The sequence below is a fragment of the Mangrovimonas sp. YM274 genome (genome assembly GCF_030908385.1).
Lineage (GTDB): Bacteria > Bacteroidota > Bacteroidia > Flavobacteriales > Flavobacteriaceae > Mangrovimonas_A.
The window spans coordinates 423,853-446,745 of the sequence record NZ_CP133091.1 but is presented as its reverse complement, the minus strand read 5'-3'; the positions used below and the strand labels follow the sequence as shown (position 1 = coordinate 446,745).

At 39.4% G+C, this 22,893-nt stretch carries 18 protein-coding genes; 8 read left to right on the top strand and 10 right to left on the bottom strand.

The window, feature by feature from the left end:
• Positions 1-5: 5 nt before the first annotated feature.
• The 4 genes from RBH95_RS01980 to bglX are packed head-to-tail and all read left to right on the top strand — an operon-like array spanning position 6 to position 6,431.
• Entirely contained in the window at positions 6-2,087 is a 2,082-nt protein-coding gene (locus RBH95_RS01980) for a PKD domain-containing protein (protein ID WP_307901062.1), read from the top strand.
• 11 nt (positions 2,088-2,098) lie between these two features.
• A complete protein-coding gene (locus tag RBH95_RS01975) occupies positions 2,099-2,983 on the top strand; it encodes a PKD domain-containing protein (RefSeq protein WP_307901061.1) in 885 nt (294 codons plus the stop codon).
• A gap of 21 nt (positions 2,984-3,004) precedes the next feature.
• Complete coding sequence (locus RBH95_RS01970) at positions 3,005-4,114, top strand: family 16 glycosylhydrolase (RefSeq protein WP_307901060.1); 1,110 nt, start codon at positions 3,005-3,007, stop codon at positions 4,112-4,114.
• A 7-nt stretch (positions 4,115-4,121) separates the two neighbouring features.
• Positions 4,122-6,431 (top strand): beta-glucosidase BglX, encoded by a 2,310-nt coding sequence (gene bglX / locus RBH95_RS01965; RefSeq protein ID WP_307901059.1) that lies wholly within the window; start codon positions 4,122-4,124, stop codon positions 6,429-6,431.
• Positions 6,432-6,487: 56 nt separating this feature from the next.
• Here the strand turns inward: bglX and RBH95_RS01960 are convergent, their stop codons facing one another.
• The 7 genes from RBH95_RS01960 to RBH95_RS01930 all read right to left on the bottom strand — a co-directional run bounded on the left by RBH95_RS01960 (position 6,488) and on the right by RBH95_RS01930 (position 15,530).
• Positions 6,488-8,368: a peptidase M61 gene (locus tag RBH95_RS01960; protein WP_307901058.1), complete on the bottom strand. Its 1,881-nt coding sequence runs from the start codon at positions 8,366-8,368 to the stop codon at positions 6,488-6,490.
• 120 nt (positions 8,369-8,488) lie between these two features.
• A complete protein-coding gene (locus RBH95_RS01955; RefSeq protein ID WP_307901057.1) occupies positions 8,489-9,502 on the bottom strand; it encodes a phytase in 1,014 nt (337 codons plus the stop codon).
• 3 nt (positions 9,503-9,505) lie between these two features.
• Positions 9,506-12,352, bottom strand: a complete 2,847-nt coding sequence (locus RBH95_RS01950) for a TonB-dependent receptor (protein WP_374047805.1) — start codon at positions 12,350-12,352, stop codon at positions 9,506-9,508.
• Positions 12,353-12,514: 162 nt separating this feature from the next.
• Entirely contained in the window at positions 12,515-14,095 is a 1,581-nt protein-coding gene (locus tag RBH95_RS01945; protein ID WP_307901055.1) for a tetratricopeptide repeat protein, read from the bottom strand.
• Between the two features lie 132 nt (positions 14,096-14,227).
• The gene (gene rpmA, locus RBH95_RS01940) at positions 14,228-14,488 is read right to left on the bottom strand and encodes a 50S ribosomal protein L27 (protein ID WP_307901054.1); all 261 of its coding nucleotides are present in this window, start codon (positions 14,486-14,488) and stop codon (positions 14,228-14,230) included.
• 23 nt (positions 14,489-14,511) lie between these two features.
• Positions 14,512-14,997, bottom strand: coding sequence for a 50S ribosomal protein L21 (rplU, locus tag RBH95_RS01935; protein WP_307901053.1), 486 nt, complete (start codon positions 14,995-14,997; stop codon positions 14,512-14,514).
• A 77-nt stretch (positions 14,998-15,074) separates the two neighbouring features.
• Positions 15,075-15,530, bottom strand: coding sequence for a DUF4199 domain-containing protein (locus RBH95_RS01930; RefSeq protein ID WP_307901052.1), 456 nt, complete (start codon positions 15,528-15,530; stop codon positions 15,075-15,077).
• Positions 15,531-15,721: 191 nt separating this feature from the next.
• Between RBH95_RS01930 and RBH95_RS01925 the strand changes: the two genes are divergently transcribed.
• Positions 15,722-17,044 (top strand): pitrilysin family protein, encoded by a 1,323-nt coding sequence (locus RBH95_RS01925; protein ID WP_307901051.1) that lies wholly within the window; start codon positions 15,722-15,724, stop codon positions 17,042-17,044.
• A gap of 15 nt (positions 17,045-17,059) precedes the next feature.
• Positions 17,060-19,108, top strand: a complete 2,049-nt coding sequence (locus tag RBH95_RS01920) for a pitrilysin family protein (protein ID WP_307901050.1) — start codon at positions 17,060-17,062, stop codon at positions 19,106-19,108.
• A gap of 62 nt (positions 19,109-19,170) precedes the next feature.
• On the opposite strand, the gene RBH95_RS01915 is transcribed toward RBH95_RS01920, so the two are convergent.
• Positions 19,171-20,049: a DMT family transporter gene (locus RBH95_RS01915; protein WP_307901049.1), complete on the bottom strand. Its 879-nt coding sequence runs from the start codon at positions 20,047-20,049 to the stop codon at positions 19,171-19,173.
• A gap of 115 nt (positions 20,050-20,164) precedes the next feature.
• On the opposite strand from RBH95_RS01915, the gene RBH95_RS01910 reads away from it, so the two are divergent.
• A complete protein-coding gene (locus tag RBH95_RS01910; RefSeq protein ID WP_307901048.1) occupies positions 20,165-20,575 on the top strand; it encodes a heavy-metal-associated domain-containing protein in 411 nt (136 codons plus the stop codon).
• 51 nt (positions 20,576-20,626) lie between these two features.
• Here RBH95_RS01910 and RBH95_RS01905 read toward each other — a convergent pair whose 3' ends face one another.
• Entirely contained in the window at positions 20,627-21,166 is a 540-nt protein-coding gene (locus RBH95_RS01905) for a YciI family protein (protein WP_307901047.1), read from the bottom strand.
• 21 nt (positions 21,167-21,187) lie between these two features.
• A complete protein-coding gene (locus tag RBH95_RS01900; protein ID WP_307901046.1) occupies positions 21,188-21,658 on the bottom strand; it encodes a CYTH domain-containing protein in 471 nt (156 codons plus the stop codon).
• Positions 21,659-21,722: 64 nt separating this feature from the next.
• Here RBH95_RS01900 and dinB point away from each other — a divergent pair, with 64 nt between their 5' ends.
• The gene (gene dinB / locus RBH95_RS01895; RefSeq protein WP_307901045.1) at positions 21,723-22,835 is read left to right on the top strand and encodes a DNA polymerase IV; all 1,113 of its coding nucleotides are present in this window, start codon (positions 21,723-21,725) and stop codon (positions 22,833-22,835) included.
• Positions 22,836-22,893 lie beyond the last annotated feature (58 nt).

Sequence of the window (22,893 nt, the reverse complement as noted above, 5' to 3'; positions counted from 1 at the left end):
ATCATATGAAAAATATTAAATACATAGCTTCCATTTGTCTGATAGCATTGTTGGTGTTTGCCTGTAGCAATGACGATGACAACGCAGATTTTGTGAACTCTGCTGTAGCTCCCTCCAATGTCTCCGCAGCCTTTAATGTCACACAAGACAATACAGGCTTAGTAACCATAACCCCAACAGGACAAGGCGCTGTAGCTTTTGATATACACTTTGGCGATGCCACCGAAGAGCCTATTACGCTTACCGCGGGTGAAAGTGTTGAACATATCTATGATGAAGGCACATACAATGTCCAAGTAGTAGCCTATAACATTACAGGTTTAGAAACTGAAGTAACCCAAAGCTTGGTAGTTTCATTTAATCCTCCTGAAAATTTAATGGTCACCATTGAAAATGATTTGGCTGTTTCCAAACAAGTCAACGTCACAGCAACAGCCGACTTTGGAATCACCTATGATGTGTATTTTGGAGAACCCGGCAATGATGATCCCGTTAGTGGTAATATGGGTGAAACTGTTTCTTATGTTTACCAAGAAGCCGGCACCTACACCATTACAGTTGTGGCAATGAGTGCAGCAATAGAAACAACCACCTATACAGAAGAATTTACAGTAACCGAAATTCTACAGCCTATCAACCCTGCACCAGCACAGCCATCTAGATATGAATCGGATTATATTTCAATTTTTGCAGGAGCCTACACCAATGTAGCAGGAACCGATTACAATCCAGATTGGGGACAATCGGGTCAAGGTAGTAGCTATGCAATGTTCAACCTGAATGGTGACGACATGCTACAGTACATCAATCTTAGCTATCAAGGCATTCAGTTTGGAGAAACGGTAGACGCTTCTCAAATGGAATATCTACATATTGATGTTTGGACTGCCGATGTAGACCAAATACAAATATTCCCAATCAGCTTAGCTACAGGAGAACAACAGGTGACCCAAGATTTAACTCCAGACCAATGGAATAGTTTCGACATTCCACTTTCGGCATTTACAGATCAAGGATTATCCATAGCAGACTTGCACCAATTTAAATTTGTTGGAGAGCCATGGGCCGCCGGCAGCGTCTTTATTGACAATCTTTATTTCTGGAAAGCCCCAGCGGCAGCTTCTGGAATTGAAGGCATTTGGCAATTAGCTCCAGAAGCAGGTGCATTGATGGTTGGTCCTAGTCCAGGTAATGGAGATTGGTGGTCCAACGATGCACAAGTAGTAGCTGATCGTGCCTGTTTCTTTGACGATAAATACGTATTCTCATTAGGCGGCACTTTTAATAATGTGTTGGACGGAGAAACTTGGATTGAACCTTGGCAAGGAATGGATCCTGAAGCCTGTGGTGCTCCAGTAGCACCTCACGACGGTTCCAATCCTGCAACATTTACCTATAATGAAGGAGACAGCACCTTAACCTTAAATGGAACTGGAGCTTACCTAGGCCTTCCAAAAGCCAATAACGATGGTGAACTGCCTAATGTAGCCGTACCAAGTTCCATCACTTACGACATTACACTTTTAGACAACAACAATACCATGATTGTGAGTATTGAAGCTGGTTCAGGAGTTTTCTGGACTTACAAACTAGTGCGTTACATTTCCCCTATTGTTGGGTCATGGCAATTAGCTCCTGAAGCTGGTTCCTTAATGGTGGGGCCAAGTCCCGGGAACGGAGACTGGTGGTCTATTGACGATCAAGGAGTAGCGGATAGAGCTTGTTACTATGATGATGTATATCTCTTTACATCAGACGGTTCGTTTAGCAATATCCTTGGAGATGAAACTTGGGTAGAAGGTTGGCAAGGTGCCGATCCCGAAGGCTGTGGCGCTCCGGTAGCCCCACATGACGGCTCAGGTACAGCTTCCTACGGCTACAATGAAACTGCAGGAACTTTAACACTAAATGGCTCTGGAGCCTACCTAGGCCTTCCTAAAGCAAATAACAGTGGGGAGCTTCCCAATGTGGCAGTTCCAGACGCAATCACTTACAGCGTAACTTTAACCGATAACGACATGACCATGACTGTCAGTATCGAAGCAGGAGCAGGCGTATTCTGGACCTATAAATTGATTAAGCAATAAAAATAAACAAGATGAAACATTTAAAATATATCATTGGACTATTACTTGTTGGCTTCTTCACGTTCTTTAGTTGTGAAGAAGAAGACTACGAATTTGGAGACATCATAGCTCCTTCCAACCTTCAGATTACAGCAAACATTGTTGGACAGGATGCCGAGAACCCTTATGGCGATGGTAGTGGAAATGTTAACTTTTCAGCAACTGCAGACAACGCTATTACGTATCAATATGTGTACAACGGTTCAGAATCCTTGACTCCTAACGGCGAAAAGACCTATAGCTTTGGAAACACGGGAGTGCACACCTACACGGTAACTGTTTTGGCTTTTGGAACAGGAGGCGCTACAAGCAGTGCCTCAATAGAAGTAGAGGTTTTGGCACTTTATGCTCCACCTGCAGATTTACTTACTATGTTAACCAACGACAGTTCCAGAACCTGGAGACTGAAAGCAGAGGCGGCAGGCCACTTTGGAGTTGGACCAGCCGATGAAACCAGCCCAATTTGGTGGTCGGCAGCTCCTTTCGACAAAGAAGGATTGGGAGCTTATGATGATCACTTTATTTTTAATATCGATGGCACCTTCACACACATTACCAACGGTACTGGATATGGACAGGCCACTCCTTTGGACCAAGATTTTGGAGTTGCTGGACAAACCGCCAACGCTGACAATGAATATGAAAACTACCCTCTCGATGACTATTCCGAATCATGGGCATTAAGTGCTCCAGGGGGACAGGAAACCTTGACTTTTTCAAATGTTGGATACCACGGATTTTATGTTGGTGGTGACCATAGCTATGCAATTCTAGAGCGTTCAGCCAATGAAATGATGATTAAGACGGTAGGATCTGACGGCAACGGTTGGTTTGCCATTTTGATTGCCGAAGACTAGACACCATAAATTGATTTTAAAATGAAACAGACCATGTTAAATATATGTCTTAGCTTACTTTGCGCTTTTTCCATGTCATGTTCCAGTGGCAGCGATGATTCACAACCCACTGGAGATGATGATGGGGGCATTGTGCCAATTATTCCTTCAGCTTTGGTATTAGATATTACCAAAGTAGGAGCCAATGCACAATTTCCCAACGGAGATGGTTCCGGCACCATTCAATGTACAGCCTCGGCAATAGATGCCGTGAGTTACGGCTTCCGTTTTGGAAATGGAGAGGAAATACCAAGTACCAATGGCACTATGGAATTCACTTATACCAATCCCGGTACCAACAATTACACCATCTATGTGTATGCTTATTCAAGTACAGACCACAACATTAGCACTTCAGAAACCATTTCACTATATGTAGACGATTCCGTGCAATTAGTTTGGTCGGATGAATTTGATGTTAACGGTGCTCCAGACACCTCCAAATGGGGCTACAATATTGGAACAGGACAAAGTGGTTGGGGTAACAATGAGTCGCAATATTATACCGATAGAGCGGATAATGTTATTGTTGAAGATGGGGTGTTAAAAATCATTGCTAAACGTGAAAACTTCCAAGGATCAGAGTTCACCTCAGCAAGATTGTTGACCAAGGACAAGTTTGAATTCACCCACGGTAAAGTTGAAATTCGTGCCAAACTTCCAGAAGGAGGAGGCACTTGGCCTGCGTTATGGCTGTTGGGTGCCAATATAGATGCCGTAGGCTGGCCAGCCTGTGGCGAAACAGACATTATGGAACATGTTGGCAACAACCAAGGTTATATACAAAGCGCCATGCACACCCCTTCCAGTTTTGGAAACACCTCTAATTTGGGTGGTCAACAAGTAGCTAATGTTTCAAGTGAATTTCATACTTATGAGCTGGAATGGACTTCGGAAAAGATGGTGTTTTCTGTGGACGGCAATGTGCATTACACCTATCAACCAAGTAATAAAAATGACCAAACCTGGCCATTTGATTTAGATCAATTTATCATTATGAATGTTGCCATGGGAGGAAATCTAGGCGGTACTATCGACCCCAATTTTATGGAATCCACTATGGAAGTAGACTATGTAAGGGTATATCAATAATAAGCACATGAAAACACGGTTAAATAATGTTTGGGGCTATGCCCTAGCGGTACTTCTTTGTGCCTGCGGAAATGCAAACGACACCAAAAAATCTGTTGATACCAACGTAAAATCTCAGCAGGGACTGAATCCTGATATTGAAAGGAAAGTAGACTCTCTACTCGATCTTATGACCCTCGAAGAAAAGATAGGTCAGATGAATCAATATACAGGATTTTGGGAGGTGACAGGCCCTATGCCAAGCGAAGGGAATCAAGCCTTAAAATACGAACACCTTAAAAAAGGTTGGGTAGGTTCCATGTTGAATGTTACGGGGGCCAAAGAGGTAACAGCCCTGCAAAAAATTGCGGTTGAAGAAACCCGATTGGGAATACCATTGATCATTGGGTTTGATGTGGTACACGGCTATAAAACGGTTAGTCCTATCCCTTTGGCCGAAGCTGCCAGCTGGGATTTGGAAGCCATCCAACGTTCAGCCGAAGTAGCCGCCAAAGAAGCCGCTGCCTCAGGAATAAACTGGACCTTTGCCCCAATGGTAGATATTTCTAGAGATGTCAGATGGGGACGCGTTATGGAAGGCGCCGGGGAAGACCCTTTTCTGGGAAGTAAAATTGCAATCGCAAGAGTACAAGGATTTCAGGGAGATGACCTTTCTGCCAACAGTACCATTGCAGCCTGTGCCAAGCACTTTGCAGCCTATGGCTTTCCCGAATCTGGAAAAGATTACAATACGGCAGACCTAGGAACATCAACCTTATACAATGTTGTACTCCCCCCTTTCAAAGCAGCCAATGATGCTGGCGCAAGAACCTTTATGAACTCCTTTAATGAACTCAATGGCATTCCTGCCACTGGAGATAGCTTTTTACAACGTCAAATTCTAAAAGGCGATTGGAACTTTAATGGCTTTGTAGTGTCCGATTGGGGCTCCATAGGCGAAATGATTGCCCATGGTTATGCCAAAGACGGACAAGAAGCCGCCAAAATTGCTGCCAATGCAGGCTCTGATATGGATATGGAATCTCATCTATATGTAGAACACCTTTCGCAATTGGTAAAAGATGGCGCAGTAAAAGAGGCTTATATTAATGATGCTGCCAGACGTATTTTAAGAGTAAAATATGAATTGGGATTATTTGAGGATCCTTACAAATATTCCAACGAAACCAACGAAACCAATGTAGTAGGTAGTACCGAAATAAAGGAAGCAGTTTTGGACATGGCAAAAAAATCTATTGTTCTCCTTAAAAACGACAAACAATTGCTTCCACTTAAAAAAGACGGTCTTAATATTGCTGTCATTGGCGCACTTGCCAACGATAAAACAAGTCCCTTGGGAAATTGGCGATTGGGAGCAAAAAACGGAACAGCCATATCCCTTTTGGAAGGACTTGCAACCTACAAGGGAAATACCATCACTTATGTACAAGGTCCCAATTTTGTTGAAAACGACATTGCCTTTTCTCGTCAATTGGAATATAATTCCTCCAATAAAAAAGGCGTAGAGGAAGCTGTATCAGCCGCAAAAAATGCCGATGTGGTATTAATGGCTTTAGGGGAACATGCTATGCAAACAGGTGAAGGACGAAGTCAAGCCAATATTGAGATGGATCCATTACAACAAGAATTATTGGAAGCCGTTTACAAGGCCAATCCTAATATTGTTTTGGTATTAAGTAACGGACGGCCCTTAGCCATTAATTGGGCCAACGAGAACATCCCTTCCATATTGGAAACTTGGCACTTGGGCACCCAAAGCGGTCATGCCATTGCCCAAGTCCTCTATGGTGATTATAATCCAAGTGGCAAATTGCCAATGACCTTCCCTAGAAGTGTGGGACAAGTTCCAATTTACTACAATCACAAAAGCTCAGGTAGACCTAATGAACCTTCTCCAGGAGAAGTCTTTTGGTCGCATTATACAGACGAAAGCAATATGCCTTTGTACCCATTTGGATATGGACTAAGCTACACTTCCTTCGAGTATGGCAACCTACAAGTTTCGAATGTTGAAAATAATAGCGTAAAGGTTTCAGTTACCATAACCAATACAGGGGCTTATTCTGGAAAAGAAGTGGCGCAGTTGTATATCCATGATTTGTTTGCTAGTGTTACCCGCCCAATAAAAGAATTGAAAGGTTTTGAAATGATTTCCTTGGAACCGGGAACTTCCCAAACCGTAACCTTCACTTTAACTGAAAAAGAGTTAGGTTTCTACGATAACCAAGGGAAATACATTGTAGAGCCAGGAGACTTTAAAGTATTTGTTGGCGGAAGTTCCGCAAGTGGTTTAGAATCTGAATTCACAATAAACTAATCCATCCTGAACAACTAACTAAAAAGAAATGCTTGGGAGCACCTGAATGGTGCTCCTTAGTTTTTATAAAATACTCCTCCTTTCAACCATGCATCCTTAAGTGCTTTTTTGGAGCTATCTGTAAATTTATAACCTTCTCCTTCAGAATAATTGAGCACCACCTTTCCTTTAAGCTCCATAACCTCCCCTTGGCGTTCTATTTTTATTGTCATTGGCGCTCCTTCTTCAAGGTTATAACCCATCATCCTAATTTTTTGAACATTATTGCTATCAAAAGCAATCCCATTCATTTCCAACAATACATCTCCATTTTCAATACCCATTGCATTAAAAAATGCATTTTGATTATCTGTGTCCACTGCTACAAGTCTTCCTGTCGCTTGATCTAAACCAACATAAGGCTTATACCCCTTCCAAAATACTACAGGGTCAGCAATTGGCATAATCTCTCTGGTAATTCCCATTTTCTTCAGATATGCATCATAATCAATAGGGGTACCTTTTACTATATGCTTGTCGATAAACTCTCCCACTTCCGGATACGTTAGTTTTACAAAAACCGGAATTAACTCGTCATCGTCAAAAGCCTTTCCCGGACCATACATTTCTGCCAATTCCCCCATAACATCCATTAGACTTAACTCTCCATTGGATTGTTCACGGATGATAATATCCAAACACATGCCCAATAAAGCGCCCTTTTGGTATACATTTATGTACTGCATTTGCATTTTACTGTTCAAAATGTTTTTACTCATTTCGGTAAATGACAATTGGTCGTTAAATCGAGACGATATTTTAATCTTCCTCATCATGGTTGCCAAAAATGTGGCTTCATCTACCAGTCCTTCGTACACCTGAAAATGCTGGGCAAAATATTCGGTGATGCCTTCATACATCCATAAATGTTTTGACATTTTAGGTTCGCTAAAATCGAAATATTGAATTTCATTGGAATGAATATGCAAAGGTGTAAGGGTATGAAAAAATTCATGCGAAATGATATCCACCAAATCCTGACTTTTCATGGTCTCCTTAAAAACTCCAAAGGTAGAATAGCTATGCTCCAAGGCTCCTATGCCTTTTGCATCTTCCTTTTCCATGGAAGTGATATAAGCAAGTACCGCATACTTTTTGGTGTCATTGACTTCTCCCAAATAGTTCTTTTGGGCCACAATTATCTTTTTTAAATCTGGCAAGAACGCCTCTGAAGTAATAGCTTTATTTATTGGTGAGTAAACAGATAGAAGCACTTCCATTCCATCATAATTAAAACTTGACATATCTGGAGCAGCATACATGATTGGAGAATCTACCAACTCTGCAAAACGTGTCGTGTAAAAAGCATCCTCATCATTTTTGGAGTTTTTATCTACCAAGGCACTGCTGGCGACTAAAGTTTCTGGATGCCGAATGGACAATTGATACGGATAGTCTATCATATCAGAAAAATACCCCACAAAGCCACTCATATTGAGCACAAAATTTGTATTGGCCAGAATGTTGGTTCCAGCCGGTGAAAAAATAGTTTGAGAATTTTCAGTAGTAAAATGTGAAGCTCCCTCTGAATCAAAAGTATCATCCACCAAATAAGTGATATGATGCAACTTTTGGGCGTCCTTGATTTCCCAAGAATTAACATCCTTCTTTGTAACTTCCAATACATTTCCTTTGGAATCGAAGGCCTTCACCTCAGAAATATAACGTCCATAATCTGCTATGGCATAGGTGCCCGGAATAATTTTGGCCATATGATAGGTCACCACTGAACTGCCTATTGCAGGAGGGGTTACGGTAACCTTTACTTGGTCGTTGGTAACATTTACCAGGTCTACGCCCACTTTTATTGCTGAAGGCGCCTTTACAGTTTCCTTAGTTGTTCCACAGGACCACATTAGGACTGAGAAGCCCACGACACACCATAACTTTAATTTCATTGGGAGAAATATTAGTTTGTATTGAAAGATACCGATTAATTCTCAATTACATCTTCCTACAAACGAAAAAACCCTTTCCGTAAACGGAAAGGGTTCATCGAATTAAAACAACTGCTGATTTTATTCAGCTAACATAAGTGTACCAAGTTCATGATAAAAGAAATCCTGTTCATCATTCATTGATACAAATAAACCTTTTGGATATTTTGGCCCCAATGCTACTGTAATAACATCGCAACCGTCGGTTTCCTTAGTTCCTAAATTGATCGTTTTCACGTAAGTGTTATCGCCGCGTTTGAAAACATTGAAGCTGTGGTCCTGTTGGTTAGACACAATCAAGAAGCCTTCTCCATTATCATAAGTAGCAATGGCAATTCCTTCGATATCTTCCTTGAAATGTTCACCACCAAAAAGGGCTATTTCTTCATCTCCTTTTGATGGGTTAGCATGGTATTTTCTAATCCCAACACCTTCATCGGAATAGTATACATAGCCCAAGGCATCGTCTACCGCAATGGCTTCGATTTCCTTTTGACCACTAAACGTCCCGAACTTTCTCGATAAAGTCGCCGAAACTCCCAAAGAATCAGATGCCAAAGCATACTGATGCAAATACCCCTGTTTTGGCCCTTCTTTTCGGCTCACGATAAATGATATCTCTGCTGTTTCTGGATTCTTGTAAACAGATACTCCCATAGGGCGCTTCATTTCAACATTGGTTTCATCTTCAAACACCTTAAAACCACCATTGTCCAACTCGGTCATATCTGGCACAGAAAACACACGCACTTGGTGCTTCTCCCTTTCTGTAAACACAAGGATATCGGTAGCTGTTGAATCATTCAATTGAAAACCATATTCCACATCCACATTGTTAGGATAACTCACACCCACAATGCTTTTTTCTGGAATGATTTTTCCGTCCAAATCAAAAGCATACACACCGCCATTGGTTTCATCTTTATCGGTTCCAAATATGATACTCTTTGCAGGATCGTTTGGATTGATCCAAATAGCCGGATCATCACTATCATGCGGTGTTTTTTCCGTTACTAAAGTTGGAGTGATCACGGGTAAAGACTCCTTACATCCCATCAATGCTAGGGCACAAACTAAACTTAATATATTCTTCATTCCTTATTTCTTAAACAAATCGTATTTCAATCCAAAAGTTAAACGCTTTTCATAGTATTCCATCTGCATCGTTCTTCCTTTAGAACCTTGGAAGTAGCGTAATGGTTGGTTGGTGATGTTATTCAAATCAACATACAAACTCAAGTTTTTGGTAATAGCAGCTGTTGCATTGAAGTCTACGAACAATTGCTCATCATAGTAACGGTCTTCGAATGGACGTCCACCGATTTCATCGATATAAGAATCGGAGTAGTTAGCAGACAAACGTACGCTGAAATACTTTCCGTTATATCCCAAAGATCCGTTGAACATGTTAGGAGCCGTGTTAGGCAAATCTAAATCTGTACGCTCTTCACCATCTTCGTTGAAAATACCATCAGCATCCGATTTTAAATAGGTATAGTTTAAATAGATGTTGAAGTTTTTAGCAAAGCCTGGTAAGAAATCCAAACGACGTTGCAACGATACCTCAGCACCGAACACGCTTGCACCATCGCCATTTAAAGGCTGGTAGATTTCATATCCATTGTCATCCTCAGTTTGTCTTGTATACACAAATTTATCGATGTCTTTATAGAATACACCTCCAGAGATAATTCCCACAGATTTAAAATAGTGCTCTGCCATTACATCGAAGTTCATAGACGTGGTTGGATCCAATTCTGAATTTCCAAAGAAGATTTCCTCATCTTCGTTGTTCACTTCCATATAAGGCACTAAGTCTACATAGTTAGGACGCGCCAAAGTGTTGGTCCAAGCAGCTCTCAACACCGTATTCTCTCCCAATCCGTACTTTACATGTACACTTGGCAAAATATTGGTGTAGTTGTTTTTGTCTTTAAGAACATTGGTTCCTGCAAAATCACCTTCTTCATCAAAAATGATTTCATTCCCTTCACTTTCAATAGCCGTGTGCTCAATTCTAGCTCCAAACAATACACTGAATTTACTAGAAAAATTTTGGCTCATCATGGCATACCCCGCATACACGTTTTCATTGACGTCGAAGTTAGCAGTTAGGTATTCATCTGGTAAATCTTCTCCTTCAAATAGGTTGGTATCGTACAAGTTTAAACTTCCCAAAAAGCTTGGGTTTACAAACGATCCTACTTGGTATTGGCCTCCTGCCAAGAAATCTGAATCTGAATAGTTTCTAGTTGGTACGTCACCTAAGAAATCATAATCACTTCCTTCTGGGCTGAACTCTGTAAAATCGTTATCTCTATTTTTATTTTTCAACCTGGTTTTTCCACCAAACTTCAAGAATCCCTCCTGTTCTTTGATAAAGCTTAACGGTACTTGAGCATTTACAAAGAAGTTAATATCCTGCTCTTCTGTGTATTGATTTTCCTCTGATAATTCATCAAATTCGAAAAGTGTAAAATCAGCATCACCAGCATCTACTGGAGAAAATAATGGCTTATCCTCATTTCCATTAAATGTCACAGCATACTCACTTTCGTAAGTCATATATCGCTCGTTTAAACGCTCCTCAGAAGCTTTGGAATACGATGCCAACCAGTCAATCTTCCAGTTGCTCAACAAATGATCCCCGCTTAAGCTATAATTTTGCATGCGTTGGTCTTCTAAACGTGCATTTTGGTTACGTCCACCAGAAATACCTCCTTTAGTTTGACGTTTTGCCTCAACAGGGAAACTTGTTAAGTTGCCATTGCTATCTAGGGTAAAATCACCTAATTCAATATCTTCCCCATCCAAAATCTCATTTTCCAAACGGAATCTGTTTTCACGATCATCTCTCCAGTTATAAATAGACTTGAAATAAAGGGTATTGTTTTGATCTAACTTATAATCGAAATTGGCGGAGAAACTTCTTCGTACACGTTGCACCAAGTACTCTCTAATTTCAAATACACTGGCATAAGGATTTACATCAACTTCTTCCAAGTTATCCTCATCACCATTGTTGAATTCAAATTCATCTTCCCATTCTGCTTCTACGTTATCACTTCCAAAATCATTGTCATTGACAGAGGCTGCTACCATCCAACCAAATCGGTCATTCTTGGAACGGTCTCCAACCAAAAAGGATCCGTTAAGAATTCTTTTATCGGTAATGAAGTTGATACCAGACCCAGCGGTAGCTGACAATCTGAATCCTTGTGGCGAGGATCTTGTAATCAAGTTCACAGATCCACCCAAAGCATCACCATCCATATCAGGAGTGACCGCTTTGTTCACCTCAATGGTTTGGATCATATCTGAAGGAATCAAGTCCATTTGAACATTTCTGTTGTCACCTTCGGCCGAAGGAATCCTACTTCCGTTTAAGGTTACAGAGTTCAATTGCGGCGACAAACCTCTTACAATAATATTACGCGCTTCTCCTTGGTCTACCTGCATCGTGATACCAGGAATACGCTTTACAGCATCCCCGATATTGGCATCTGGAAATTTCCCAATCTGGTCGGTAGAGACTATATTGGTAATGTTGGTTTTGTTCTTTTGCGTATTCAAAGCTCTTGCTTGACCACTTAAACCGTACCCGGTTACCAATACCTCATCCAATTCGGTATTTTTAGAAGTTAAGGTGAAATCAAGGATTACAGTTCCTCCAGGAACTACAGTTGCCTCTTTACTGATATCGGAATATCCTAAATACTTAACCGTAACTGTATACGTTCCTTCAGGAACTTCCAAAAGAGTATAGGCTCCATCAAAATCGGAAACGGCTCCCTTTTTTAAACTGTCAATTGCCACGGTGGCTCCTGGGACGCTCAATCCATTGTCATCTGTAATGACCCCGCGGATAATACCATTTTGGGCCAAAACTGCATTAGAACTAAATGCTAAAAGACACCAAATAAATAAATTTTTGAGTAGTTTCATTTTCATTTGTTATATAGATTAGTTGACAGCAAAACTATATTGTCAACTCCGGTTCGAGCTGAAGTTAGAGTTAACAAAATGTAACAAATGACTGATTTAAGGCTATATAACAAGGCAACATTAACATTGGGGTAACATTGAAGAAAGAAAATGGAAAACTTCCTAAAGCTCCCATAAAAAAGCCTGCAGGTCTTGCTTAGAATCCAAGGGTAATTTTTTGCGCATTCTATATCTTGCTATTCTCACACTATCAGGAGTAATCCTTAGAATGGACGCAATTTCTTTAGAAGACAAATTGAGTCGCAACAGCATTGCCAAGCGCAATTCTGAAGGAGAAAGAGCTTCATCCGCGGCGGCATTTAAATTTTTAAAAAATTGAGGATGGATTTGCTCAAAATATCCTGTAAACTCTGTCCACTCATTTTCTTTGGACAAATCCAAATCAATTTCCTTTACCAAGTCATTTAATTTAGAAACCACCATTGCTTGGTTTCTTCCTTTCAAATTAGACAAGGTCCTTGAAATGTTTTCCAACATTTTGTTTTTATTGGCCAAGTGCAAACTGTAATTGGTCAATGCTGTTAGCTTGAATTCTATTTCCCTCTGCAACGCAGCTTCCTCGGCCGTTTTCCGATCCAAATCCGCCTGTAATATTTGCTGCTTATAAGCACCTATTTTAGCTTCTTGCTGCTTCTTCTTTTTGAAATAGATAAACCACCCCGAAAGTGTCAAAAGTGCCAAAACACTGGCGAAAGCCAAAATTCTTTGCCGAATACTCTGTATTTCATTTTGCTGATGTAGCAATGCTAGTTGCGCTTCTTTCTCCTTAACTTCATATAACACCTGAAGGGCCCCAACTTGCTCCCCATTTTTTCGCTCTATTTCCTGCTCATTCAAATGGGCATGCTCCTCCATAAACTGATAGGCCAACTGAAAATCGCCCAAAGCCGAATAGACTTTGGCCAGATCCTTTAAAGCGCTTTCCTGTTGATGGGTATTCCCTGCAATTTTCGCCTCTTCAAGCGCCAATTTTGTATAGGTCAAGCCCTTTTCAAACTCTCCATTCTTACGCTTAACATCTCCCATGTTATTGATAATGTTCAACCGCACATGCATTGGGCTATGAATAGAAAAAGCTCTAGCCCCTGCAAAATACCGGTACGCCTTATCATAATCCTCTAAATCCTCATAGATGCTTCCAATGTTTTCATAAGTAACCGCAAGGCCTGTACTATCCTTCAAACTTTCAAACAACTTTAGGCTACTCTCTTGACACTCTAGGGCGGTTTCGTATTTGGATTCCTTTTCAGCAACACTTCCCATAAGGCCCAAAGCCGTAGCTTTCCCCTTATCAAACTTAAGAGCATCTGAAAGTTTTAAACTTTCATTCAAATATTTTTTAGCTGCTTCATACTTTTTTAATGACAAATAAAGTTCTGCAATTTTATTGCTGGCATAAATGGTCGATGTATCTTGTTTTGTTTGAAAATGTAAAGCCTCTTGGTAATGTTTCAAAGCTTCGTTTGTAATACGTAGACTTCCATAAAAGTCGGCCATCTTTATATGTCCTCTTGTGATTCCCTCCTCATTGTGAAGGGCTGAAGCTTTGCGAAGTTCTGATTTAAAATTTTGGAAGACGGCATCAATATTATGGTTCTGAAGCACCATTTCTTGTGCGTAGACCGCTTCATTTAAGAAATAGAAAAGAATAATAATTAGGGCAGTAACTTTGGCTAATTTCATTGGCTTGATAGTAAAACCTCCAAAGTAAACCCGTAGATGTTACCTAATGTTCATGCAAACATTAAATAACAGCAAAAAAAATCCCTACCTGTAAACAGATAGGGATTTTTATAGACTATATGAGACTGTTTCTTAAGCTTCGAAAGGCTCAATAGAAACAAAAGATTTTCCACCTTTTTTCTTCTCAAATTTTACGATACCATCTACTTTAGCATGTAAAGTGTGGTCTTTTCCAGCATACACATTCTCACCTGGATTATGTGCAGTACCTCTTTGTCTAACGATAATGTTACCAGCTACAGCTGCTTGACCACCAAAAATCTTAACACCTAAGCGTTTCGATTCTGATTCTCTACCGTTTTTCGAACTTCCGACTCCTTTTTTATGTGCCATTTTATTTCGATTTTATTTTGTTATTAACTTAAAGCAGCGATTAATTCAGCTTTCTTCATTGTAGAATATCCTGAAATATCTTTTGCTTTCGCCATTTCTCTTAATTCAGCAACAGTTAAAGCGCTTAAATCCTCTGAAGCTTCAGCTTTCTTAGGGGCAGCAGCCTTTTTCTCAGCTTTTGCAGCTGGCTTAGCACCAGAAGCAACGATGTTTTCAATAACAATCTCGGTTAGAGCTTGTCTGTGACCGTTTTTAACACGGTAACCTTTTCTACGTTTTTTCTTAAAAACGATTACTTTGTCACCTTTAAGGTGCTTCAAAACTTTTGCTCCTACTTGAGCTCCGGCTATAGCTGGGGCGCCTACAGTAATGTTCTTTCCGTCACCAATAAGAAGTACATTATCAAAAGATACTGCTTCTCCTTCATCAGTTGCTAAACGGTGAACAAACACTTTTTGGTCTTTTTCAACTTTAAATTGTTGCCCTGCTATCTCTACAATTGCGTACATAGCGTTACGTTTAAATTAAATTTGTTTATTAAAAAATGAGTGCAAATATAGCGCTAAATAATTAATCTACAAACGTTTTATACGTTTTGAGGCATATTATAGCTTTTTTTGAAGATTTGCATGAACGACAGGGTGAGGACAATAGCGGATGTAAGCCCCTCTATAAGTATGATAAACACTAATATACCGGGACCTGCGCCATAATTACCAAACCATTCCCCCAACAACAATTTAGTAAAGGCAGGGTCTATGTGATACATATAAACAGCCATGAATCCCGTAAAGATCAGGGTACCTATTACCCCCGAAACCAAGCCAGTTTTAAATCCGTCGATATAGCTAAAGCCAGAACCAGAGCCTGCTTTGTAATTTTTAATGGCATAATAAATTCCTGCTGCCATTATGATACCATTGAATAATCGTAACCAAGGATTTTCGTGCAGACCAATGAGCCTTACCAATAAAAAATATGCTGTTAGGCCCACCGCAATAATCAGCCCAAATTTTACAGAAACGGAAAAAGGTGTCTTCATAATCTAAAGCATTAAAAATCAACTATCTTTAAATTTCGTGAAAAATTATGTATTAATATAATTTTTATAATAGTTTTTGCATTATAGTTGTAGAAAGCCAACTTTGATTCCTATTTTTGCAAGAAGTGTAACATTTTGAACCCCTGTTAGACTTACAATACAATAGATAATTTAAAACTAAAAAACGCACAATGAAAAAAGGCTTATTTTCTTTAGCTTCTTTGTTGCTAATTGGTAACTTAACCATGGCGCAAAAAGTTGAATTTGAAGAGTATGACTTAGATAACGGGATGCACGTCATTCTACATCAAGATAACTCTGCTCCAGTAGTAACTACCTCTGTTATGTACCATGTTGGAGCTAAAGACGAAAAACCAGACCGCACCGGTTTTGCCCACTTTTTTGAACACCTATTATTTGAAGGAACCGAAAACATCGAAAGAGGAGAGTTTTTTAAAATTGTTTCTTCCAACGGTGGAAAAAACAATGCCAACACGACTGATGACCGTACATATTACTACGAAGTGTTCCCTTCTAACCAAGTAGAGCTTGGTTTATGGTTGGAATCTGAGCGTTTATTGCACCCAGTGATCAACCAAGTTGGAGTTGACACCCAAAACGAAGTTGTTAAGGAAGAAAAACGCATGCGCGTTGATAACAGTCCTTACGGTAAGTTTTTGGAGAATGTAAAATTAAACCTGTTCAAAAAACACCCATATCGTTGGACTACCATTGGGAAAATGGAGCATTTAGATGCTGCCACTCTAGAAGAGTTCCAAGAATTCAACGATAAGTTCTACGTACCTAATAACGCTGTATTGGTAGTTGCCGGAGATTTCAACAAGGCTGATGTTAAAAAGATGATCCAAAACTACTTTGGACCAATCCCTAGAGGAAAGGACATCGTTAGAAACTTCCCTAAAGAAGATCCAATTACCGAAACAATCCACGCCAAAGCTTACGATCCAAACATTCAAATCCCAGCTATTATGGCTGCGTACAGAACGCCAGGTTTCAAAGAAAAAGATGCTTATGTATTGGATATGATTTCAACTTATTTAAGTGGTGGAAAATCGTCCAAGCTTTACAAAAAAATCGTAGATGAGAAAAAAATGGCGCTACAAGTAGGTGCTATGAATTTCTCTCAAGAAGACTACGGGTCGTACATCCTATTTGGATTGCCAATGGGAGATACAAGCTTAGATGCTATTGTTAAAGAAATCGACGAGGAAATTGTTGATCTTCAAAACAATTTGATTTCTGAGCGTGACCACCAAAAGCTTCTTAACCAATTTGAAAACCAGTTTGTAAATTCTAACTCAAGTGTTGAAGGGATTGCCAACTCTCTTGCGAGATACTATATGCTTTATGGAGACACCAACCTTATCAATAACGAGATTGACATCTACAGATCGATTACTAGAGAAGACATTCAAGCCGTTGCTAAAAAGTACTTAAACCCTAACCAACGTTTGTTATTGGAGTACTTACCAGAAGAAAAAAGCAACAACTAAAACATAAATTTCCAAATGAAAGCAAAAATATCAACTTTATTAGTCTTGTTTTTAATGTCTTTGGGCGCCACTGCGCAAATTGACAGATCAAAACAACCAGAAGCGGGACCTGCTCCCAAAATCACCCTTGAAAAACCGAATGAATTTGAACTTAAGAATGGCATCAAGGTACTTGTAGTTGAAAACCACAAATTACCAAGAGTATCCTATTCACTTCAAATTGACAACAAACCAATTATTGAAGGAGACAAAGCTGGTGTATCTAGTCTTTTAGGTGCCATGTTAGGAAACGGAACAACCTCTATTTCTAAAGATGCTTTTAACGAAGAAATAGACTTCTTGGGAGCTCGTTTAGGATTTGGTTCTCAAAGTGCCTATGGTAGTTCTTTATCTCAATATTCTGAAAGAATTTTGGAATTGATGGCCGATGCAGCTATCAACCCTCTTTTAACTCAAGAGGAGTTCGAAAAAGAGAAAACAAAAGCTTTGGAAGGCTTGAAATCTAACGAAAAAAGTGTTGACGCTATTGCTGGTCGTGTTAGTGGAGCTTTATCATACGGTCTAGATAATGCCTATGGAGAATTCATGACCGAGGAAACTTTAAACAATGTAACCCTAGAAGATGTTAAAGCATTCTACAACAAATATTTTACTCCTAACAATGCCTACATAGTAGTAGTTGGAGACGTAAAATATAAGGATGTTAAAAAGCAAATCAAGAAGTATTTTGGAAAATGGGAAAAAGGCCAGGAAATCACGACTGCCGTACCTGCTCCAAAAGCCAATGTAGCTACTACGGAAATTGATTTCATCGATATGCCAAATGCTGTACAATCTAACATTTCTGTAACCAACAATGTTGATTTGGAAATGAAAGATGACGATTATTTAGCCACCAAATTGGCTAACTACATCCTTGGTGGAGGTGGTGAAGGATATTTGTTCATGAACCTTCGTGAAGCCCATGGATATACTTACGGCGCCTACTCTAGCATTGGATCTAGTCGTTACAAAACATCTCGTTTTAACGCTTCTGCTAAAGTTAGAAATACAGTTACAGATAGTTCCATCGTTGAAGCTTTAAAAGAGATCAACCGAATCAAAACAGAACCAGTTGATGCTGAAGCTTTAAAAAATGCCAAAGCAAAATACATCGGGTCTTTTGTAATGAACTTAGAAGATCCTTCTACGGTAGCCGAGTATGCGCTTAACATTAAATTAAATGATTTGCCAGAAGATTATTACGAAACCTACTTGGAGCGCATAAACAACGTCACTGTTCAGGATATCACCAATGCTGCCAACAAACATTTTGCTACAGACAATGCTCGTGTAATCGTAGTTGGAAAAGGAAGTGAAGTATTGCCTAATTTAGAAAAAGTAGGATACCCAATTAAGTACTACGACACGTATGCCAAGCCAACAGAAAAGCCTGTTTATGAAATAGCAATGCCTGCAGACATGAATGTAAACAAGGTATTAAATGCGTACATAGACGCCATTGGAGGTAGAGCTAAATTGGATGAAGTAAATTCTGTTTACATGTCTGCCGAAGCTGAATTGCAGCCAGGAATGATGATGAACCTTGAAATGAAAAAAACAGTTAAAAACCAATTCCTTCAAGAAATATCAATGATGGGACAAACCCAAAAGCAAGTTTTGGATGGCAATTCTGGTTATTCTATGGCCCAAGGTCAAAAAATTGACATGAACGATGAGCAGGTTAAAGCAGTGCAAGTAGAGTCTTCTCCATTTCCAGAAGTAAACTACCTAAATGGCGGTGTTACTTTAGAGAAAATAGAAATGGTTGAGGACGAAAAAGCTTATAAGATTAAAGTAGATGAAGAAACTGCTATATTCTATAGCGTAGAAACTGGATTGAAAATTAAAGAAGAAAAAACTACTCCTATGGGAGTACAATCTACCTTCTACAGCAACTACCAAGAAGTAGCTGGAGTTAAGTTTCCGTTTACTATCGGTCAAACATTCGGACCACGTCGTTTCGATTTCACAGTAAAAGAAATTAAAGTAAACGAAGGTGTTAGCGATGCCGATTTCAAATAAGAAATTAAGTTTTAAATCAATAAAAAAGGGCAAAACATATGTTTTGCCCTTTTTTATTACCCCTATCGTTTGCGTCGATGCGACAGATAGACTCCAAATAAAATGACAACAGTGGCAATGCCCTGGACAGCACTAAAAGACTCTCCATCCAACACGCCCCACATTAAAGCCACAACGGGCATCAAATAGGTAACAGATGAGGCAAACACCGGAGTAGAAATCTGAACCAAAGTCGTATAAAGCACCTTTGCCAAAGCAGTCCCAAAAAAGGCTAAAACTGTAACATATACCAAGGACATTTTAAAGTTTGGATTACTCAAGGTAGTTTCCTCAAAAAAACCCGATCCCACTAGCACAAGAAGTGCCGGCACAATAATCACTACATAATTTCCAGTAGCAACCGCCAAGGGCTTTACATCCTGTAAATATCTTTTTATAATATTGACATTGCAGGCATACATCACGGTAGCCAGCAATATAAAACCAGCATACAAATAATTTTGTTCTGGATTGAGTTCCGCTCCTTTTAAAATAAGCAAACAAGTGCCAATAAAGCCAATTATCACTCCAAACAATTGACGCCTGGTAGAGCCTATTTTAAACACTGCCATACCCATTAATAAAGTGTTTAAAGGCACCAATGAATTCAAAACAGAAGTTACGGCACTATCTATTTCCGTTTCCGCTATGGCAAATAAAAACGCTGGAAAAAATGACCCCAAAAATCCAGAGATACCAATCCACAACCACTGCCTAGCTTTCACCTGTTTTAAATGTTTCAATCCAACACTAAAAAGAAACAACCCTGTAATAAAGGTTCTTAAAGCCCCCAATTGCCAAGGTGTCAACCCCAACAAAGCTTTCTTTATGAGTATAAAAGAACTTCCCCAAATAAGCGACAAAACAATGAGGTATATCCATTTTATGTTAATTCTATCCATTCAAACTATTTCAAAATCACAAAATTCGTTAATTAATCTGGAGAGAACATCAATAATTATTAGATTTGTCTTGCATTAACATATTGTCTCTTCAATGAGACACAAACGAAAAATTATGAAATCTATCTTTACTATTTTGGCTATTGGCGCATTAACATTGAGTAATGTGGCTTGCAAAGACAACTCTGCTCCCGAAGTTAAGACCGTTGCGATTGAATCGCATTCAGAGGCAGCAAAGCAGTTGGACCCGAATGCGACCTATGCCAAAGCCGAATTCAGCATTGAAGGAATGACTTGTGCCATTGGATGTGCCAAAACCATTGAAAAGAATATTTCTAAAATGGAGGGTGTGAAATCTGCTACGGTTGATTTTGACAGAAAATTGGCAATGGTAGAATATGATGAAGCAAAGGTAACACCAACTACTTTGGAAGAAACCGTTACTGAAACAGGAAAAATGTACAAAGTGAGTGAAATGAAAACTGTAGAAGCATTCTCAGAAACTTCAGAAAGCAGTGCTCAATAAGCTCCTCGTCAACATAATAAAAAAAGCCACTTTTTGAAGTGGCTTTTTTTATTATCTAAGTTTAAACCCTTTGGCCGCCCACCATGGATGAATTTCAATTTCTAAACGTCCCGCTTTAACCATAGGATCTGCATTTGCTAAACTATCGGCCATCTCCAAAGTAGGCACGTTGTAAATAGTAACACCACTAATATCTCCCTCATCACCAAAAGGCCCAGAAATATCGGCATAACCTAACTCATACATTTTCCCCAAATGCTCAAGATGTTTCTCTTGTAATAAAGCAGCTTCCTCCTCGTTTTGATTTCTTATAGGCCCCTTCTTTAAAAATGCCATAAAATACTGTTGCATCAACATTGTGTCTTTAGTCTTGGCATCGACATATTGGAACGTTTGAAAACCTTTTGAAATTAAGGAATCATTGAGCGCTTTCACCGATAGCTTTGTCTCTACAGGAACCTCTTCTTCCTTTTTAGAATCCACAACAGTTTTCACCGATGGTTGCATTTTGGAGTCCTCTGTAACTTGGGAATTGTCTTTACAAGCAAACACCATCCCAAAAACGAACAACAATACTACTATTTTTCTCATTTTAAACAATTTTACACCACTCTACTTCCAAGTTTTATAAGGAGATTTACTTAAATAGGAATTGTAGTATTCCACTTTTCCCGTAACCTCTCTCCCCAACCATGACGGCTTTAAAAAATCTTCATCAACCGTATTCAATTCAATTTCAGCAACAACAAGACCCTCGTTATCACCATGAAATTCATCAACCTCAAATAGATGTTTCCCCATCGAAACTTCATAACGCGTTTTATTAATAACTCCAGGCTCACAAAGCTCCAACAAAGCTTCTGCTTCATTTTTACTGATCTTAGTTTCCCATTCAAACCTAGTCAAACCATCCTCAGAACTCTTACCCTTTACGGTCAAGGTCCCTTCATCTCCGGTTAACCTCACTCTAACCGTCCGTTCTTTATGCGTATTCAAAAACCCTTGTACAATCTGTTTGCTACCCGTTGCTTCAACCTTAAATGCTTGGGAAGTCACCAAAAATTTGCGTTCAATTTCTATCATAAACCTTTATTAACACCTATTAAAAACCATCCTTTTAAAGGCATTTAATGCCTAAATTTACATCATGCAAAGCGATTTACCAATAAGAAAGATTATTCATGTAGACATGGATGCATTTTATGCATCTGTAGAGCAAATGGATAATCCAGAACTTAAAGGTAAAGCCATTGCGGTTGGCGGCAGCAGTAAACGAGGCGTAGTAAGTGCCGCTAGTTATGAAGCCCGTAAATTTGGTGTGAGAAGTGCCATGAGCGGCATACAGGCCAAACGCCTATGTCCGGAACTAATTTTTGTCCGCCCTAATTTTGAACGCTACACAGAAATCTCCAAAAGAATCAGGAAGATTTTTTATGATTACACCGATTTGGTAGAACCCCTATCCCTTGACGAAGCCTATTTGGATGTTACCACCAACAAAAAGGGACTTTACAGTGCTTCCATGATTGCTAAGGAAATCAGACAACGAATTTTTGATGAGATAGGCTTAACAGCTTCTGCAGGGATTTCCATCAATAAATTTATTGCCAAAGTTGCCAGCGACTACAACAAGCCGAACGGACAAAAAACGGTTGGACCAGAAGAGGTCTTGGATTTTATTGAAGCCTTGGATATTAGAAAGTTTTACGGTGTGGGGAAAGTGACAGCCGAAAAAATGTACCAATTGGGGATTTTTACAGGAAAGGATTTGAAATCCAAATCTATGGAGTATTTGGATGATCACTTTGGAAAATCGGGGCGCTACTATTATTATGTCGTCAGGGGAATCCACACAAGTGAAGTCAAGCCCAACCGCATTAGAAAATCCTTGGCTGCAGAACGCACATTCAGTGAAAATCTATCCTCGGAAATATTCATGCTTGAAAAACTTGAGCATATTGCAGCGGAAGTTTCCAAACGATTGACCAAAAGCAAAGTGGCTGGAAAAACAGTGACTTTAAAAATAAAATACTCCGATTTCACCCTACAAACCAGAAGCAAAACCTTGCCCTATTTCATAAGTGATAAAAGCATCATTCTTGAAACTGCAAAGGACCTCTTGTACCAGGAAAAACTTGACAATTCCGTGAGGCTATTGGGAATTTCCATTTCTAATTTAAACAATGAAAAACACAAGGATAAAGACAAAATCAAAGACGAAGAAAGCACTGTAAGTGTACAATTGAAATTTGACTTTTAGTAATTATTGAAGAAAAAAAAAGCGTTTCAACCTTGATGGATTGAAACGCTATATAAAC

What these genes read in the sequence shown, in the direction of transcription:
- RBH95_RS01980 (WP_307901062.1), top strand. Translation starts at nt 6, where the DNA reads ATGAAAAATATTAAATACATAGCTTCCATTTGTCTGATAGCATTGTTG.
- RBH95_RS01975 (WP_307901061.1), top strand. Translation starts at nt 2,099, where the DNA reads ATGAAACATTTAAAATATATCATTGGACTATTACTTGTTGGCTTCTTC.
- RBH95_RS01970 (WP_307901060.1), top strand. Translation starts at nt 3,005, where the DNA reads ATGAAACAGACCATGTTAAATATATGTCTTAGCTTACTTTGCGCTTTT.
- bglX (WP_307901059.1), top strand. Translation starts at nt 4,122, where the DNA reads ATGAAAACACGGTTAAATAATGTTTGGGGCTATGCCCTAGCGGTACTT.
- RBH95_RS01960 (WP_307901058.1), bottom strand. Translation starts at nt 8,368, where the DNA reads ATGAAATTAAAGTTATGGTGTGTCGTGGGCTTCTCAGTCCTAATGTGG.
- RBH95_RS01955 (WP_307901057.1), bottom strand. Translation starts at nt 9,502, where the DNA reads ATGAAGAATATATTAAGTTTAGTTTGTGCCCTAGCATTGATGGGATGT.
- RBH95_RS01950 (WP_374047805.1), bottom strand. Translation starts at nt 12,352, where the DNA reads ATGAAACTACTCAAAAATTTATTTATTTGGTGTCTTTTAGCATTTAGT.
- RBH95_RS01945 (WP_307901055.1), bottom strand. Translation starts at nt 14,095, where the DNA reads ATGAAATTAGCCAAAGTTACTGCCCTAATTATTATTCTTTTCTATTTC.
- rpmA (WP_307901054.1), bottom strand. Translation starts at nt 14,488, where the DNA reads ATGGCACATAAAAAAGGAGTCGGAAGTTCGAAAAACGGTAGAGAATCA.
- rplU (WP_307901053.1), bottom strand. Translation starts at nt 14,997, where the DNA reads ATGTACGCAATTGTAGAGATAGCAGGGCAACAATTTAAAGTTGAAAAA.
- RBH95_RS01930 (WP_307901052.1), bottom strand. Translation starts at nt 15,530, where the DNA reads ATGAAGACACCTTTTTCCGTTTCTGTAAAATTTGGGCTGATTATTGCG.
- RBH95_RS01925 (WP_307901051.1), top strand. Translation starts at nt 15,722, where the DNA reads ATGAAAAAAGGCTTATTTTCTTTAGCTTCTTTGTTGCTAATTGGTAAC.
- RBH95_RS01920 (WP_307901050.1), top strand. Translation starts at nt 17,060, where the DNA reads ATGAAAGCAAAAATATCAACTTTATTAGTCTTGTTTTTAATGTCTTTG.
- RBH95_RS01915 (WP_307901049.1), bottom strand. Translation starts at nt 20,049, where the DNA reads ATGGATAGAATTAACATAAAATGGATATACCTCATTGTTTTGTCGCTT.
- RBH95_RS01910 (WP_307901048.1), top strand. Translation starts at nt 20,165, where the DNA reads ATGAAATCTATCTTTACTATTTTGGCTATTGGCGCATTAACATTGAGT.
- RBH95_RS01905 (WP_307901047.1), bottom strand. Translation starts at nt 21,166, where the DNA reads ATGAGAAAAATAGTAGTATTGTTGTTCGTTTTTGGGATGGTGTTTGCT.
- RBH95_RS01900 (WP_307901046.1), bottom strand. Translation starts at nt 21,658, where the DNA reads ATGATAGAAATTGAACGCAAATTTTTGGTGACTTCCCAAGCATTTAAG.
- dinB (WP_307901045.1), top strand. Translation starts at nt 21,723, where the DNA reads ATGCAAAGCGATTTACCAATAAGAAAGATTATTCATGTAGACATGGAT.